This window comes from Natrononativus sp. DTA114, assembly GCF_059736515.1.
Genome location: NZ_JCASSN010000003.1, coordinates 1,019,105 through 1,035,647, shown reverse-complemented (window position 1 = coordinate 1,035,647; position 16,543 = coordinate 1,019,105). Strand labels below are relative to the sequence as shown.

The following is a 16,543-nucleotide window of genomic DNA, read 5'->3' as shown; positions in this document are numbered from 1 at the left end:
GGTCGCAGTTGGATAGCCGTCCATGGAACTCGAGGATATCAACACCGTCGCAGTTCTGGGAGCGGGCAACATGGGCCACGGTATCGCCGAGGTCGCCGCCCTCGCGGGCTACGACGTGACGATGCGGGACATCAAAGAGGAGTTCGTCCAGGACGGCTACGACCAGATCGAGTGGTCGCTGGGGAAACTCGCCGAGAGCGACCAGATCTCCGAGGAGAAAGCCGACGACACCTTAGAGCGCATTACTCCACTCGTAGAGATGGAGGAGGCCGTCGGCGGCGCCGACTTCGTCATCGAGGCCGTCCCGGAGAAGATGGAGATCAAAAAGGACGTCTACGGCGAACTCGAGGAGTACGCCCCGGACCGAGCGATCTTCGCGACGAACACCTCGAGTCTCTCGATCACGGAACTCTCGGAGGTCACCGAGCGTCCCGAGAAGTTCTGCGGGATGCACTTTTTCAACCCGCCGATCCGGATGCCGCTGGTCGAAGTTATCACCGGCGAGCACACCGACGAGGCGGTCCTCGAACTCACCGAGGAACTCGCCGACGACTTCGGGAAGTCCCCCGTTCGCGTCCACCGCGACGCCCCCGGCTTCATCGTGAACCGGGTGCTCGTCCCGCTGATGAACGAGGCGTCGTGGCTCGTGAGCGAGGAGGAGGCCACCATCGAGGAGGTCGACTCGACCACGAAGTTCGACATCGGCCTTCCGATGGGCGCGTTCGAACTCGGCGACCAGGTCGGCAACGACGTCAGCCTCCACGTCCTCGAGTACCTGCACGAGGTGCTCGGCGACGCCTACGAGCCGGCACCGCTGCTCGTCGAGAAGGTCGAGAACGAGGAACTCGGCAAGAAGACCGGGAAGGGCTTTTACGACTACGAGGACGGCGAGGGCGCAGAGGTCCCGAGCGACGAGGGTTCGGAGTTCGTCAAAGAGCGGCTGCTCGCCGCGACGGCCAACGAGGCCGCGAAACTGATCGGCGGCGACGTCGCACCCCCGGAATCGATCGACGAGGCCGTCATGCTCGGCGGCGGCTGGCCCGAGGGGCCGGTCACGCTGGCCGACGACCACGGCCTTGAGTCGCTACTCGAAACCTTGGAAGAGGCTCACGAAGAGAGTGGTCACGCGCGCTACGAGCCCGACGAGTACCTGCGCGAGCGCGCCGAGGCGGGCGGGTTCTACGATGCCGATAGCGACGACGGAGCCGCCGGCGAGCGCTTCGACTACGACGTCATCGACGTCGAGATCGACGGCGGCGTGGGCCACCTCGAGATCGACCGCGCCCACCGCATGAACACGATCACGACGGACATGATCGAGGAGATCGACGACGCCCTCGACGAACTCGTCGACGACGAGGACGTTCGCGCCGTGCTCGTCACCGGCGCGGGCGACCGCGCCTTCTCGGCCGGCTTCGACGCCTCGACCGCGTCGGTCGCCAACGGCCTGCAGGCCGCGGAGATGTCCAAACTCGGCCAGCGTGTCTTCGGGAGACTCGAGGAGATTCCGATGCCCGTCCTGGCGGCCATCGATGGCTACTGTCTCGGCGGCGGCATGGAGTTCGCCACCTGCGCCGACATGCGGATCTCGAGTCGGCGCTCGAAGTTCGGCCAGCCCGAACACAACCTCGGCCTCCTGCCGGGATGGGGCGGCACCCAGCGCCTCTCCCGGATCGTCGGCGAGGGCCGCGCCAAGGAGATCATCTTCACCGCGCGAAACGACTACAGCCCGGAGACGATGGCCGACTACGGCTTCGTCAACGAGGTCGTCGACAACGACGAGTTCGAGGATCGCGCCTGGGAACTCGCTCGCGACCTCGCCGCCGGCCCGCCGATCGCCCAGCGGTTCACCAAGGACGCAATGCTCGCGGGACGGACGGATCTCGAGGCTGGCCTGGAGTTCGAGGCCTCCTCCTTTGGCCACCTGTTCACCACGGACGACCTCTGGGAGGGGCTCGCTGCGTTCCAGCAGGACCGCGAGCCGGAGTTCGAAGGAAAATAGCACGGTCGAACCAGAAACGCACTGGAACTCCGCCGGTGTAGCAAACCCTCGTCGGAGAGTAACGGACCCGTAGAGTGGGGCTGGCGGGCGTTCTCTGTTCGCTGCACACCCGTGGCGCTTACTGCCTGGCGGCGAGCAGGCTCCTGAGCGAATCGTTCATTGGCCGCCCCTCAACCGCATCAGGCTCGAGCCACGCGTACTCCGTAATCGGTTCTGCAGGACACGGATTCGCCTCGAGATCCACCGCTTCCCTACTATCGAGCAGATCGCAGTCGAATACCACCGAGACGGTCCCCTCCTCGCCGTCGGCCCAGGTGTAGGCGTAGGCCTCGAGCGGGTCGCCCGCTCGGACCCGGAGGCCGGTTTCCTCGAGCACCTCTCGCTCGACCGTGTCGCGGGGAGCCTCGCCGAGTTCGGCGCGCCCGCCGGGGATCCCCCAGATCGGTCCCGAGGGCATCTCGTGTTTCAGGAAGAGGTACGTGCCCTCGGACTCGATCAGCCCGCGAAGGGAGGCGTGGGCGAACTGACTCATACTCGAGGGCTCGTCGGACAGAGGATAGCGGTTTTGGTTTCTCTATTGGTCGTAGGGCCACCGGCCGCCGATCTTCAGTTCCTGAACGTAGCCCTCGTCGATCATCTCCTTCGTTTCCTCCCGGGAGCGCTGGGGGAACTCGCGGTCTTCCTCCGCCGCCGTGTACGCCACGGAGGCGATAATCGGCGACAGCTCACGGAAGTCCCGCACGTCGAGTTTGTCCAGCGTGTCGGCGTGGGTGTGTCCGTAGCCCCGGCCGCTCGAGCCCGAAGTCGAAGACGTCATCGCGGCCGGCACGCCCTCCTGGACGAACGCCCACTGGTCGCCGTGGGGGCTGATCGTGCTGCTCGTCGACAGCGGAACGTCGAACTCCTCGGTGACCTCCTCGAACAGCGCCTCGAGTTCGTCGAACTCGTTGGCGTTGATCCGGAGGTTTCGGGAGTTACCCGCGCCGTCGATGTTGATCACGCACTTGACGTTCGAGAGGTCCTGGCTCGCCGCGGAGTGGTAGGCGCCCTTCAGGCCGATTTCCTCGGAACCGAACGGCACGAAGCGGACGCGAGTCTCGAGGTCCTCTTCGACCTGCGTCAACAGTCGCGCGATCTCACAGACGAGGACGGTGCCCGCACCGTTGTCGTTCGCCCCCTCGGCGATGTCGTGAGCGTCCACATGGGCGGTCACCATCACCACCTCGTCGGTGTCGGGACCGGTCTCGCCGACTACGTTCACCGAGTCGGTTGGCTCGTTTCTGGCGTCTACCTCGAGTTCCACGGTAAGATCGCCGTCCTCGCCGTGGCGCAACAGCCGCTGACCGACCTCCTTCGAGACGCCCACCGCGGGAATGGGGCCGGGGCGGTTGTCGTAGCCGATCTCGCCGGTCGCGGGCAGGCAGCCCTCGACGTGGTTCCGAAAGACGAAGCCGACCGCGCCCGCGTCGACGGCGCTGACGTATTTCTCCATCCGGTGGAGCCGCCGGTCGTGGTCGCTCGGCGTCTCGCTCGAGGCCATCGCCACCTTCCCCTCGAGATCCGCGTCCTCGAAGTCCTCGAGGCGGCCGTAGCCCACGTCGACCAGTTCCGCCTCGACAGTGTCGCTTGGGGTTCCCGGCAGCGCGATCACCTGGTAGTCGGCCTCGTAGGTTTCCTCGCGTGGACCGCTCGTCGAGAGCGCCGAGGAGCCGCGCCACCACCCCCCGATCTCGAACTCCTCGATGTGGACGTTCCGGAGGCCGATCTCCTCGAAGGCCTCCCGGACGCGCTCGGTGCCCTCGCGTTCGCCCGCCTGGCCGGCCATCCGGTTGCCGATATCGACCAGATCCTCGAGGATGTCCCAGTGAAAGCTGCTCGTCTGTGCGTCGCCGACGACCTCGTTCGGCAGTTTCGTCATGGGCGGAACGGTGGCAGGCTGTGCAAAGAAGCTACGGAAAGCGGAAACCCGGCCGCGGTTGGTCTCTCCGGGAGGTCAGTGACCGTCCGCGGCGATCTCTGCGACCGCCCGGAGATCAGCCACGTCGTAGGTCGGCTCCGTCGAAAGATCGACCTCTCGACAGTGTTCCCGGCGCACGAAAACCGAGTCCATGCCCGCGCGGTGGGCCGCGATCACGTCGCTCTCGCTGTCGCCGACGTACAGCGCCGATTCCCCCTCGAGGTCGGCGAGTGCGCGCTCCAGGTAGTGCGTGTTCGGCTTTTTCAATCGCAGACTGTTGATCGTCTTCTCGCGGCCGTAGTAGGTGTCGAACAGGGCCTCGAGGTCGAAGTACTCCAGCACGAATTCGATGGTGCTGTGGTGGTTGTTGCTCACGACCCCGCGGGGCTGCGGGAGGTCCTCGATGACCGCGACGTCGTCGTAGCGCTCTCGAGCGCCGGCTTCGAACGCCTCGAACTGGGACTCCTCGTCGCAGCGTTCGCGGGCCTCCCAGAGGGTTGGCGCCTCGAGGTCGTAGCGTCGACAGATCTCGTTGAGACCGTCGACGGTGACGCCGTCGACGAGATCGTCGACGTGCTCGCGGGAAATCTCGCGCTCGCACACCTCGCGGAACGCGGCTCGCGTGGCCGCCGCCTGGGTCTCGTAGGCGGGCGGCTCGACCAGTATTCCGTCGCTGTCGAAGAGAACGGTATCGTACCCTGTCACGTTCGGCGTTACAGAGGAAAGCGAATTGGTCGTTTCGGTCGGAAGCGATGGCGATCCGGCAGTGATCTACTCTCCCGATTGCTCGCCGTGGATCGCCCGCCAGAGTCGCTCGTCGGAGAGCGGCATGTCGACGTGATCGACGCCGAGCGGCTCGAGCGCATCCACAACTGCGTTCACCAGCGTCGGCGGGGCCGCGATGGTTCCCGCCTCGCCGATCCCCTTCACCCCCAGCGGATTTCGGGGGCTCGGCGTCACCGTCGCGTCGGTTTCGATTTCGGGCAGGTCCTCGGCCCGCGGGACGGCGTAGGTCTCGAGCGAGTCCGTGAGCAGCGTTCCGTCGTCGCCGTAGACCGCCTCCTCGTAGCGGGCCTGGCCGATCCCCTGGGCGACGCCGCCGTGGACCTGCCCCTCGACGATCGTCGGGTTGATCCGCTCGCCGCAGTCGTCGACGGCGACGTAGCGTTCGATCTCGAGTTCCCCGGCCCGAGCGTCGATCGCGACGACGGCGGCGTGGGTGCCGAAGCTGTAGGCGGTGCCGTCGGGCTCGTAGAACGTCGTCGCCTCGAGTCCGGGCTCTACGTCGTCGGGTAGTCCGCGCCCGTAAGCCGCGCTCGCGACGTCGGCGAACGAAACGGATTCGCCGGATCCGTCGGCTGGGTCGCCCTCGAGTCGGAACTCACCGTTCGCGTAGGCGAGATTTTCGGCGTCGACCTCGAGTTCGTGCGCCGCAATCCGCCTCGCCTTCTCGAGCACGTTCTCAGCGCTCTCGACCACTGCGTTGCCGCCCGTGATCGTGCTCCGGCTGCCGAAGGTGCCGGTCCCCTTCGGGACCCGGTCGGTGTCGCCCTCGTGGACGTCGATCTCGTCCATCGGGAGCTCGAGGGCGTCGGCGACGAGCTGTGCGTAGGTCGTCCCGTGGCCCTGGCCGTGTGAGTGGGTGCCCGCGGAGACGGTGACGCCGCCGTCGGGGTGGACCCGGACGACGCCGCTCTCGAAGCCGCCGCCCGTCGATTCGACGAAATTCGCGACGCCCACGCCGCGAAGCGTGTCGGGGAGGTCGTCGCCCGATCGGTCGCGACCCCCGTCGATCTCCGCCCGCAGGTCGTCGTAGCTAACGGCATCGAGCGCCGCCTCGAGTGCCGTCTCGTAGTCGCCGCTGTCGTACTCCGCGCCGACGGGGGTCTCGTGGGGGAACGCGTCGGCTGGAAGCTGGTTTCGGCGACGGAGTTCGACGGGATCGATACCGAGCTCCCGCGCCGCAACGTCGACCAGCCGCTCGGTGACGTAGATCGCTTCCGGCCGGCCCGCGCCGCGGTAGGAGTGGATCGGCGCGGTGTTCGTGAAGACGGCGCGGGTCTCACAGTGGATCGTCGGAATCTCGTACTGACTCGAGAGCAGCCGCCCGTACCAGCCGGGCATTGCAGCCCCGCCGCCCAGCCCGTAGCCGCCGACGCCGGCGTGGGTCTCGACGCGCAGTCCCCGGAAGGTCCCGTCGTCGTCCAGCGCCAGTTCGCCGCGGGTGACGTGATCGCGCCCGTGGGCACCCTCGAGGTAGTTTTCTGAGCGGGTAGCGACCCATTTCACGGGTCGCTCGAGTTCCCGAGAACACCAGGCGGCCATCGCCTCGCCGGGGTGGTGGTGGCCCTTGTGGCCGAAGCCGCCGCCGACGCGCGGGACGCTCACCCGAACCTTCCGTTCGGGAACGCCCAGGGTGTGCGAGAGTTTCCGCCGGTGGCCGTGGGGCGACTGGCTGGTCATCTCCACCGTGAACCGTTCCTCGGCGGGATCGTAGCTCGCCAGCGCCGCCCGCGGCTCGATCGCCGACGAGATGAGGCGGTTGTTAACGAGTTCGATGTCGACGGCGCGGTCGGCGTCTTCGAACGCCGCCTCGGTCTCCTCTTGGTCGCCCAGTTCCGCCGTGAGCGCGACGTTGTCCGGCGCGTCCTCGAAGATCGTCGGCGCCCCGCCGTCAGCAGCCGCAACCGGGTCGACGACGGCCTCGAGCGGCTCGTACTCGATTTCGATCGCCTCGACGGCGTCCCTGGCGGTGTAGCGGTCCTCGGCGACCACCGCGGCGACGGGCTGGCCCTGGTAGCGAACCCGGCCGCGAGCGAGCACCGGGTGCCCCGGCGGCTCGCAGTCGAGCGCCGACGAGGAGATGGGCAGCACGCACGGGCTCTCGGAGACCTCGAGCTCGGCCCAGGTGTAGACGCCGAGGACCCCCTCCAGGTCCGTCGCACGCTCGGTGTCGATTCCCTCGAGGCGGGCGTGACCACACTCGCTGCGGACGAACGCGAGGTGGACGGTGCCGGGCCTGTGCAGGTCGTCGGTGTACTCGGCGCGACCGGTGAGCAGCGCGTCGTCCTCGCGGCGGGCGACGCCGCTGCCGACGAGGCTCCCCTCGTGCTCGTCGCGCGGGTCGCTCATCGCGTCTCACCTCCGTCGTCGCCGGCGAGCGCCCTGTCGGCTGCCCGATCGAGCGCCCGCTCGACGTACGTCGGCAGCAGGTTCGCCCGGTACTCGCCCGAGGCGTGGAGGTCCGAGCGGAGTTCGTCGGGCTCGAGCCCCTCGGCGGCGCGAGCGGCGGCGTCCGCGAACGCCTCCGTCTCGAGCGGTTCCCCCTCGAGCGCGTCCTCGGCAGGCTCGAGCCGTACGGCGTGGTCGGTGACGCCGGTCGTCGCGATCCGGCCAGTGCGAACGGTATCGCCCTCGCACTCGAGCGTGGCGGCCACGCCGAGGCTGGCCCACCCCGAGGCCGGGTGCGTTTTTCGTACGTACGCGCCCGTTGCGGTCGTGTCGGAGTCGGGGGTCGGGAGGCGAACCCGGGTGAGGATCTCGTCCGCCTCGAGTGCCGTCTCCCCCTCGCCGCGAAAGAACTCGTCGGCGGGGATCTCGCGGTCGCCATCCGGGCCAGTGACGAGAATCGTCGCGTCCGCGGCGAGAACCGCCGCCGGCAGGTCCGCCGCGGGTGCGGCCTGGGCGAGGTTGCCGCCGATGGTGCCGCGGTTTCGCACCTGCAGATCGCCGATCTCGGCCAGGGCGTCGGTGAGAACGGGGTGGCGGTCGCTCAACTCCGGCAATTCGAGCAGGTCTGCGTAGGTGGTGAGCGCCCCGACAGTCGTTTCCCCGGCGGTCGTCGTCGCGCCCTCGAGGTCGTCGATCCCGCCGAGGTCGACGAGAACGCCGGGGTTTCCGCGGCCGTTTTTCAACTCCGGGATCAGGCTGTGACCGCCCGCGAGGAGGCGAGGGTTCCGGTCGGCGTGGCTGTCGAGCAGCGAGCGGGCGTCCTCGAGGCTCGTCGCGCGGTGGTAGTCGAACTGTGGCGGGTACATCTCAGACGTCCTCCCGCTCGTTCTCGAGCGTGTTCGCGGCCGTCTCGACGGCGTTGACGATGTTCTGGTAGCCGGTGCAGCGACAGCGATTGCCCTTGAGCCCCGAGCGAATCTCGTCCCGGGAGCGGTCGAGGTCGTCCTCGAGCAACTGGGCCGTCGTCATCACCATTCCGGGCGTGCAGTAGCCACACTGAAGCCCGTGTTCTTCGTGAAAGCCCTCCTGAATCGGGTGGCGCTCGCTCGCGTCTCCGCCCCCGGTCTCGAGTCCTTCGACCGTCGTGACCTCGGCACCGTCGGCTTGCACCGCCAGGATCGCACAGGATTTGACCGCGTCTCCGTCGACGTGAACCGTACAGGCGCCACAGGAACTCGTCTCGCAGCCGACTTTCGGCCCCGTGTAGCCGAGTTCGTCGCGAAGCGCGTGGATCAGCAGCGTTCGCGACTCGACCGTGAGCCGTTCTTCCGTTCCGTTGACCGTGAGTGTGATGTCGTGTGTGCCCATGAGTGTCCCCGGAGCCGGAACGCGCCGACGGTGTCGCCGTGGTCGACGGCCGCCCCCGTTTTCTCGTGGATAGCCACAGCCGCCAGTCATATCAGCGTTCGGTAGCCGGCACTCTCGAGGGGGCGTCGTCAGTCGGGGGAGTCGGATTCGAGGCGGTCGTGGATCGGGCCGCTGCGGGCGCTCAGGTGCTCCGGCTGGCGGTCGTGTGCGACCGCGAGGAGTTCGGCGACGATGCTCTGGGCGATCCCCTCGGGCGTCCCCAGTCCAAGATCGAGTCCGATCGGCGCGTAGATCCGCTCGAGATCGCTCTCGCTCACCGACCTGCCGTCCTCTGCAAGCTCGGCGCGTAGCTCCTCGAAGCGCTCGCGCGGCCCCATGATCCCGACGTAGGGCGCAGGCGACTCGAGCAGCGCCTCGAGGACGAACCGGTCGTCGACGAAGTCGTGTGTCATCACGACCGCGTGGGTCCGCTCGTCGACCGAGACGGCGTCGCGGACGTCCCGCGGCGAGGTGCTCACGGTTCTATTCGCGGCCGGAAACCGCGCCTCGAGGTCGACGGCGCCGCGAAAGCCCACGACGACCACCCGGAAGTCCGCTCGCGACGCGAGTTCGGTGACCGGAGCGACGTCGGGACCGCTTCCGAACACCAGACACGTCGGGGGTGCTGCGATGCCGTCGACGAAGACCTCGAGTCGTCGCTCCTCACGTGCGAACTCGAGCGTCCCGGAGCGCCCGGTTCTCGCCATCTCGGCCGTCTGTTCGGCGAACGCTGCCGCCGGCCAGTCCTCCGCGACGGTCGCGGAGTCGTCCGTTTCGACTCGTCCCTCCGCCGGTAGAGAGTACGCTCTGGCGCCTCGCTCGAGGTCGCCGTCGTCCTCGAGAACCGTGAGAACGGCCACGTCCCGGCGCGAGCGGATCGGCTCGAGCGCCAGCCGGTAGTGAGCCTCGAGCGGCTCGAGGAGCACGTCGACGACGCCGTTGCAGCCGAGTCCGAGCCCCCAGACGCCCTCTTCTGCGGTGAGATCGTACGTCTCGACGCGACGACTGCCGGATTCGTGCACCCGCTCGGCCGCCCGGCGGAGGTCGTCCTCGAGACAGCCCGCCGTGATCGCGCCGTACCCGTCGCCGTCGGCTTCGAACAGGGCCTTCGCGCCGGGCCGCCTGTAGGCGGTTCCGTCGACCCCGACGACCGTGGCGACGACGGCCGGGCGGCCGTTCGATTCGGGACCGTCGGCCCGCTCGAGTCGCGCTCGAATTCGCTCGAGCAGGGCGGTTTCGGAGACGGGAACGTTGGATTCCATGGGGTATCGAACTCGCCGGTCGGCCGTTGTCGGTGACTCCTTTAGGCCGGTCGCACTAAGAGCACACGCATGACCGTGCCTCGATCGCTGCCGGTTGTCGACTCGGATCCGACTGGAGCGGAGCCGACCCGAGACGCTTCGGTCGGAGCCGTGTTGCTCGCCGGCGGCACCAGCTCGCGGTTCGGTTCCGAGAACAAACTTCTCGCCGAGGTCGGTGGAACGCCGCTCGTTCGCCACGCCGCCGACACGCTGGTCGCCGCACGGGTCGAGCCGGTCGTCGCCGTTCTCGACCACGATGCGGCCGCGGTCGCCACGGCACTCGCCGACAGCCCGATCCGGACGGTGTCCGTCGCGGACGAGTCCACGCGGCAGTCCGCCTCGATTCGGACGGGAGTCGCCGCTGCCAGGCGCGACGACATCGACGCCCTCGTCATCGCTCTCGGGGACATGCCGTTCGTCGCGCCGAAAACCGTCGACGCGCTCGTCGCTGCCCACGCTGCGGGAGTCGGGGGCGCCCTCGCGGCCGCTCACGAGGGTGTCCGTGGCAATCCGGTACTGTTCGATCGGCGTCACTTCGACACCCTCGAGTCGCTTGCGGGCGACCGCGGGGCCAAAGGGCTGCTGCTCGAGGACGACGCGAGTGCACTCGTCGACGTACGGGATCCCGGGGTACTGCGCGACGTGGATCGGCCGGCGGATCTTCCGATCGGAGAACGGGGGTGATCCGCCCTTCGGTACGCTTCTGCGATCGGCCGATCTCTATACCGAGCCAAACTCTAAGCCCCGATGACATATTATGCTGGTCACAAAAGAGGTAGTGTACAGAAATGCGTTACTGGCTCGTGTACTGTCGGTTCGCGTCCGCTGAGATAGTCTGTTTACATGTATATTTTCCAGTAAGCGGAATTGTGTTTATAATGTTGGGGGCGGTGAAAACGAACGATGGAAGACGACCGGCCCGAGGGTCCAGAGCGGACCGGGTCACGACTACGCCCGCGTTCTACCAGACGCGGCTTTCTCGCCGTAACCAGCGCAACGATGGCGGTCACTGCAGGCTGTGGCGACGATGGTCCCGGCGGAGACGCTGACGCGAACGTCGCCGAACCCGAACGTCAGGACGTAAATGACTCGTCGGACGACGGCGCGGAGTCTGCCACGGACGACAGTTCCGAGGGGGACGACGATTCGGACCCCGAGCAGTTGGCCGACGATACGGACGACGACAACGACTCGAGTAACGAGAGTACCAACGAGTCAGAGGCTGACGACCAGGAGTCGGACGACGACGGAACGGAGTCGGAGGAAACGCCGAGCGAAGACGACGATGGCCAGGAGGGCGATGACGGACGGGCGGACGGCGACGAAGCGGACGAGTCGGATGGTGATACGGACGACGAGGGGAGCGGGGAACCGGAGGAAGACGACGAAGGTGGCGACAATGGAGGGGAAAACGGAGATGACGACGAAGAAGGAGACGACGGTGACGGCGATGGCTCCGGCGACGGCGGAAGCGACGATAGCGACGACAGCGATAACGAAGACGACGAGGATGGGGGCGATGATGACGAGGATGGTGATCGCGACGAGGACGGTAATGGCGAGGAAGAGGAAGACGGAGACGACGACAGCGACGACGGAGACGACGACAGCGACGACGGAGGCGAGGACAGCGACGACGGAGGCGAGGACGATGAGGATGGGGACGACGATGATGGGGAAGACGACGAGGACGAGGACGAGGAAGAGGAGTACACGCTCGAGCACGCGTCGGCGACGAACATGGCTCACTCACCGGTGCTCGGGCCGTCCCCCGCGGAGGCGCCAGCGACGATCATCATGTTCGACGATCCGTCGTGTCCGGCGTGTGCGTACTTCGAACAGGAGATCTTCCCGGATCTCGAGTCCTACATCGACGCGGGCGAACTCTCGGTCGTCTGGCGCGGAATTCCGGTTATCGAGGACTGGTCGGAGGGCGCTCTCGAGGCGATGTGGGCGACCTACGAGCGCGACGTCGACGCCTTCTGGGACCTCCGTGACCACCTCTTCGAGATCCAGGATTCGATAGACAGCGGCGACGAGGCGATCGACGAAGCGGTCGCCTATCTCGACGGACGATCGTTTGTCGACGCCGACGGAGTCCGAGCCGACGCCGAACGCGGCCGGTTCGCCACTCGGCTGGCGAGAGACGAAGACGCTGCCGCCCGCGCCGGCCTCGACGCGACGCCGTACTTCTACCTGTTTCGCGAGGGCGAGTTCCGCACGGAGATCCGCGGAGCGCAGGACGCTCGCGTCTTTACGAACGCACTCGAGCTATGAATCACATGATACGAACGACACCCAGCGGTACTGAATCGACTGCGACGGACTCGGAGAATCGGCGAACAAACGAAGTCGTATCCAGACGGATGGTGACGCATGCGTCGATATAGCGGCTGGATTCCGACCCGCCGCGACGACGTTCGCCTCGTGGGATGGACCTTCCGTCGGGTCTTCTCGGGGCCGCTGTACGCCGCGATCGCGATGGTCGCCGCATTCGTCTCGTTGCTGGTAATCGTCGTCGCCCAGAACGTCGCTCTGGTCCGCGATCTGGTGATCTTCGGTCCGCTGCCACTCGAGAACCGCCTCGAGATCCTGCTCTACCTGTTTCCGTTCATCGGCAGCGGGATCGAACCCACGGCGGGGATCGGAATGGTCGCGACGAGCGCGCTCGTCGGGATCAATATCGCCATTCTGGCCTACCATCTGAACGAGCACGGCGTGTCGCTCGCCCACAGTTCGGGAAGCATCACGGGGATCGTTCTCGGAACGATGGGGGCCGGCTGTGCGGCCTGTGGGGCGGCCGTCGCAAGCGCGATTCTCGGACTCGTCGGCGCGGGTGGGCTGATCGCCCTTCTCCCGTTCGGTGGCCTCGAGTTCGTCCTCGCTGCGGTCGTGTTCGTTCCGCTCTCGACGTTCTGGCTCGTCAAGGGAATCCAGTACGGAGAGGCGGAGGCCTGTCCGATTGGCCGCCGATAGTCGCGCCGGAAACACTGTTTAGATAGTCTTTAAACATATAATTTCCCCGAACGTGTATTTGAACTAAAATCGCGCGGTTTATACTCGTGGGCTGGCTTCCCACGCGATAATGGACGACCGTACTTCCGCCCGACGGGCCGTTCCGTTCCGCTCCGTCGATAGACGTGGATTTCTCACGGCCAGCGGCGCAGCGATCGCGTTGCTCGCTGGCTGTGCGGACGCCGGGCCGGACGGCAGCGACGACTCGAGTGCGGCCGAACCGGCCGACGACGGCAACGGACAGCCAGGCAACGGTGAGACCGATGAAAGCGACGGCGACGAAACCGGAGAGAACAGCAGTAACGACGAGGACGACGGCGACGAACCGGAGAGCGAGGGTGACGCGGAGAGCGGTGACGGGGACGATGAATCGGATGACGAGGACGGCGATCACGAACTCGAGCATCCATCGGCGACGAATATGGCCCACTCGCCGGTGCTCGGACCGGACTCGCTGGACGACGGCGCAACGATCATCATGTTCGACGATCCGTCGTGTCCGGCGTGTGCGTACTTCGAACGGGAGATCTTCCCGGACCTCGAATCCCACATCGACGGCGGAGAACTCACGATCGTCTGGCGGGGGATCGCCGCCATCGAAGAGTGGTCGGAAGCGGCGCTGCACGTCCTCTGGGCGACTTACGAGCGCGACGTGGAGGCCTTCTGGGATCTTCGAGACCACCTTTTCGAGGTTCAAGAGTCGATCAACAGCAGCGACGACGTGATCACCGAGGCGGTCGCGTACCTCGAGTCGGACACCTCACTCGACGCCGACGGAATCCGGTCGGATGCCGAGAACGGCGAGTTCAGTGCTCGAATTGAGCACGACTGGGATGCAGCCAGCCGCGCCGGACTCGACGCGACGCCGTACTTCTATCTGTTCCGTGAGGGCAAGTTCCGCACCGAGGTTCGCGGAGCCGAGGATTATCGGGTGTTCGAGAGCGCTCTCGAACTGTGAGGGCCGAACGCGGCCAGTGAGTGAACTCGAACCTGCCGTGTCAGGCAACCGGTATGGCCCCGGTGCAGTGCCAGTCGAAACTATCCGGATAATTGACTGTCTTCGCGAGTTTTATCACTGACTAGCACCATCGCTCTGTCGTGGCTGCAATGGTAGCTGAGAGCGGAGGGAGGTCCCTGTGAGCGAGTCGCCCGCCCTTCTCGTCGTCGACGACGAGGCTCGACTCGCGGACCTGTTTGCGGCGTGGCTCGAACCGACGTGTACGGTCACCGCGGCCTACGACGGCGAGGATGCCCTCGAGAAGATGACTGAGGGCATCGAGATCGTTCTTCTCGACCGCCGAATGCCGGGACTGTCGGGCGATGACGTGTTGCGAACGATTCGAGAAGAGGGCTACGACTGCCGTATCGTGATGGTGACGGCGGTCGACCCCGACTTCGACATCATCGAGATGGGGTTCGACGACTATCTCGTCAAACCGGTTTCGAAGGACGACCTGCTCGAGATGGTCGACACGATCACCGCCCGATCCGAGTACGACGCCACGATCCAGCAGTACTACGCGCTCACTTCGAAGAAAGCGCTCCTCGAGTCCGAGAAAACCGAGCGTGAACTCTCCGACAATGAGGAGTACCGCGAACTCTGTACGCGCGTGGATGAGCTTCAATCTCGGGTTGACGAACAGGTCTCGGAGCTGTCCTCGCATACGGCGTTCGTCGGCGCGTTTCAAGACCTGCGTTCGGAGGAGTGACTCGAGCGATGGCGCTGCCAGAGAGGAGTTTATTTCAATATGGACGCCGTCAATCGGCTTCACAGACCCGCGTACGAAACCGCGGCACCCGGACGTTATTAATATCTTAACGCTGCAATCGACGGGTCGATGGGGGCTGTGTGACGACTTACCCTACGAATAAGCATATGCGAACGAACCCAATTGCTGAGCAAATGAAGGAACCGCACACCTCAACAGCGAGTACGATTCGAGTCGCCACCAACCGACGGCGGTTCGAACGCGCATCATCGGAACCTGCTGACGCAAGCGGAGGCGGGCGCCGATGACGGCAGATGGGGAGTACGAACTCGACACGCTCGTCATCGGCATCGACGCCGGCTGTCAGAGCGTGTTCGATTCTCTCGCCGAGGAAGACGTCATCCCTACCATCTCCAGTCTCTGTGAGGACGGGGTCGCCGGTCCGCTCGAGTCTCAGATCCCGCCGTGGACGCCGAGCGCGTGGCCGTCGATCTACACCGGCGTCAACCCCGGCAAACACGGTGTGTGCGGCTTCGTCGACTTCGACGGCTACGACTGGTCCGTCGTCTCGGCCGAGGGGGTCCACGAGCGCTCGATGTGGTCACTGCTCGACGAGCAGGGACTCTCGAGCGTGATCGTCAACGTGCCGGTGACTCACCCACCCGAGGAGATCGACGGCGCGGTCGTTCCCGGCTTCATCGGTCCCGAGAACCCCACCTGTCACCCCGAGGGGACACTCGAGGAGCTCCGGGAGGAACTCGGCGAGTACCGCGTCTATCCGAGCTACACGCGCGGGGACGAGTCCGTGCCGGACGATCAGAAGATCACCGAGTACTGCAACCTCGTTCGAATGCGCGGTGCGGCGTTCTCCTATCTCGCCGCCAAACACGAACCGGACTTCGGTTTCGTCCAGTTCCAGAAGACCGACACCGTCTTTCACGAGTTCGAGGGGAACTGGGAGTACGTAAAGAGCGTCTACGAGGAAACCGACGACCAGATCGCGAAGATCCTCGAGCGCACTAACCCGAATCGGGTGTTCATCGTTAGCGACCACGGGATCGGCGAGTACGGCGACTACGAGTTCCGTACCAACGAGTACCTCCGCCAGCACGGCTTCGTCGAACTCACCAACAGCGGCAAGGGGATGCCCTCCTGGAACCCCATCCGCAACGACCTCCGGGAGGGGAAGGACGTCGAGTCCTGGGAGCCGAGTACGACCGAACGGCTGGCTGCCGGCGCCGCCCGGTTCGGACTCACCGCCTCACGAGTCCGCCGCGGCCTCGAGAAGGTCGGCCTCGCCGACCTCGCGATACGGTACGCACCGGAGAACGTCACCCGGACGGCGAACAAGCAGGTCGACTTCGAGAACTCCGTCGCCTACATGCGAGCGCGGACCGAACTGGGCGTCCGGATCAACCTCGAGGGGCGAGAGCCAAACGGCGTCGTCGCCCCCGAGGAGTACGACGACGTCCGTGCGGAACTCATCGAGTGTCTGCGGGCCGCGGAACTCCCGACCGGCGAACCGGTGTTCGAGGAGGTCGCCCCTCGCGAGAAGTACTTCGAGGGGCCGCGAACCGACAAAGCGATCGATATCGTCACGATTCCGAACGACTTCAACGTCTTCCTCTCGAACCGCCTGCTCGACGGCTTCTTCGGCCCGCCGACCGAGCCCTGGAATCACAAGATGCAGGGGGTCTTCGCCGCGAGTGGCGAGGGTATCGACCCCGACGCAGATCTCACGGACGCGACGCTCTTCGATTTCGCACCGACAGTGTTCGCCGCCCTCGGCGTGAAGTACAGCGATCGGATGGACGGACGAGTCCTGCCGGTCGTCGACGACGTCGGCGCGAAGGGCTACCGCGAGTACGACGCCGTCGAGGACCTCTCCGGGCCGGAAGACGCCGTCGAGGACCGGCTCGCGGATCTCGGCTATCTCGACTGAGGGCGCTTTTCACTACGTCAGCGTAGCGTTTCGTACCTG

At 66.1% G+C, this 16,543-nt stretch carries 14 protein-coding genes; 7 read left to right on the top strand and 7 right to left on the bottom strand.

Annotation, left to right across the window (positions count from 1 at the left end; genetic code table 11):
• The first annotated feature begins 22 nt into the window (after positions 1-22).
• Positions 23-2,002: a 3-hydroxyacyl-CoA dehydrogenase/enoyl-CoA hydratase family protein gene (locus AC6I6S_RS15555; protein ID WP_497951400.1), complete on the top strand. Its 1,980-nt coding sequence runs from the start codon at positions 23-25 to the stop codon at positions 2,000-2,002.
• A gap of 118 nt (positions 2,003-2,120) precedes the next feature.
• Here AC6I6S_RS15555 and AC6I6S_RS15550 read toward each other — a convergent pair whose 3' ends face one another.
• From AC6I6S_RS15550 to AC6I6S_RS15520, 7 genes are all read right to left on the bottom strand, one after another.
• Positions 2,121-2,534: an NUDIX domain-containing protein gene (locus AC6I6S_RS15550; protein WP_497951398.1), complete on the bottom strand. Its 414-nt coding sequence runs from the start codon at positions 2,532-2,534 to the stop codon at positions 2,121-2,123.
• Between the two features lie 42 nt (positions 2,535-2,576).
• Complete coding sequence (locus tag AC6I6S_RS15545) at positions 2,577-3,920, bottom strand: M28 family peptidase (RefSeq protein ID WP_497951397.1); 1,344 nt, start codon at positions 3,918-3,920, stop codon at positions 2,577-2,579.
• A gap of 75 nt (positions 3,921-3,995) precedes the next feature.
• Positions 3,996-4,664 carry an HAD family hydrolase gene (locus tag AC6I6S_RS15540; RefSeq protein ID WP_497951396.1) on the bottom strand — a complete coding sequence of 223 codons (669 nt, stop codon included), beginning with the start codon at positions 4,662-4,664 and terminating at the stop codon, positions 3,996-3,998.
• Between the two features lie 66 nt (positions 4,665-4,730).
• On the bottom strand, positions 4,731-7,091 hold the full coding sequence (locus AC6I6S_RS15535; protein ID WP_497951395.1) for a xanthine dehydrogenase family protein molybdopterin-binding subunit: 2,361 nt from the start codon (positions 7,089-7,091) through the stop codon (positions 4,731-4,733).
• Entirely contained in the window at positions 7,088-7,996 is a 909-nt protein-coding gene (locus AC6I6S_RS15530) for an FAD binding domain-containing protein (RefSeq protein ID WP_497951393.1), read from the bottom strand. Before AC6I6S_RS15530 ends, AC6I6S_RS15535 begins: the two co-directional genes overlap by 4 nt.
• A gap of 1 nt (position 7,997) precedes the next feature.
• Positions 7,998-8,498 (bottom strand): (2Fe-2S)-binding protein, encoded by a 501-nt coding sequence (locus tag AC6I6S_RS15525; RefSeq protein WP_497951392.1) that lies wholly within the window; start codon positions 8,496-8,498, stop codon positions 7,998-8,000.
• A gap of 128 nt (positions 8,499-8,626) precedes the next feature.
• On the bottom strand, positions 8,627-9,799 hold the full coding sequence (locus AC6I6S_RS15520) for an XdhC family protein (protein ID WP_497951390.1): 1,173 nt from the start codon (positions 9,797-9,799) through the stop codon (positions 8,627-8,629).
• A 69-nt stretch (positions 9,800-9,868) separates the two neighbouring features.
• Between AC6I6S_RS15520 and AC6I6S_RS15515 the strand changes: the two genes are divergently transcribed.
• From AC6I6S_RS15515 to AC6I6S_RS15490, 6 genes are all read left to right on the top strand, one after another.
• Positions 9,869-10,522 (top strand): nucleotidyltransferase family protein, encoded by a 654-nt coding sequence (locus AC6I6S_RS15515; protein WP_497951388.1) that lies wholly within the window; start codon positions 9,869-9,871, stop codon positions 10,520-10,522.
• Between the two features lie 219 nt (positions 10,523-10,741).
• A complete protein-coding gene (locus tag AC6I6S_RS15510) occupies positions 10,742-12,115 on the top strand; it encodes a DsbA family protein (RefSeq protein ID WP_497951386.1) in 1,374 nt (457 codons plus the stop codon).
• A 99-nt stretch (positions 12,116-12,214) separates the two neighbouring features.
• Positions 12,215-12,814, top strand: a complete 600-nt coding sequence (locus AC6I6S_RS15505; protein ID WP_497951385.1) for a hypothetical protein — start codon at positions 12,215-12,217, stop codon at positions 12,812-12,814.
• A 109-nt stretch (positions 12,815-12,923) separates the two neighbouring features.
• Positions 12,924-13,811 carry a DsbA family protein gene (locus AC6I6S_RS15500; protein WP_497951383.1) on the top strand — a complete coding sequence of 296 codons (888 nt, stop codon included), beginning with the start codon at positions 12,924-12,926 and terminating at the stop codon, positions 13,809-13,811.
• 178 nt (positions 13,812-13,989) lie between these two features.
• Complete coding sequence (locus tag AC6I6S_RS15495; RefSeq protein WP_497951381.1) at positions 13,990-14,562, top strand: HalX domain-containing protein; 573 nt, start codon at positions 13,990-13,992, stop codon at positions 14,560-14,562.
• A 304-nt stretch (positions 14,563-14,866) separates the two neighbouring features.
• Positions 14,867-16,504 (top strand): alkaline phosphatase family protein, encoded by a 1,638-nt coding sequence (locus AC6I6S_RS15490; RefSeq protein WP_497951379.1) that lies wholly within the window; start codon positions 14,867-14,869, stop codon positions 16,502-16,504.
• Positions 16,505-16,543 lie beyond the last annotated feature (39 nt).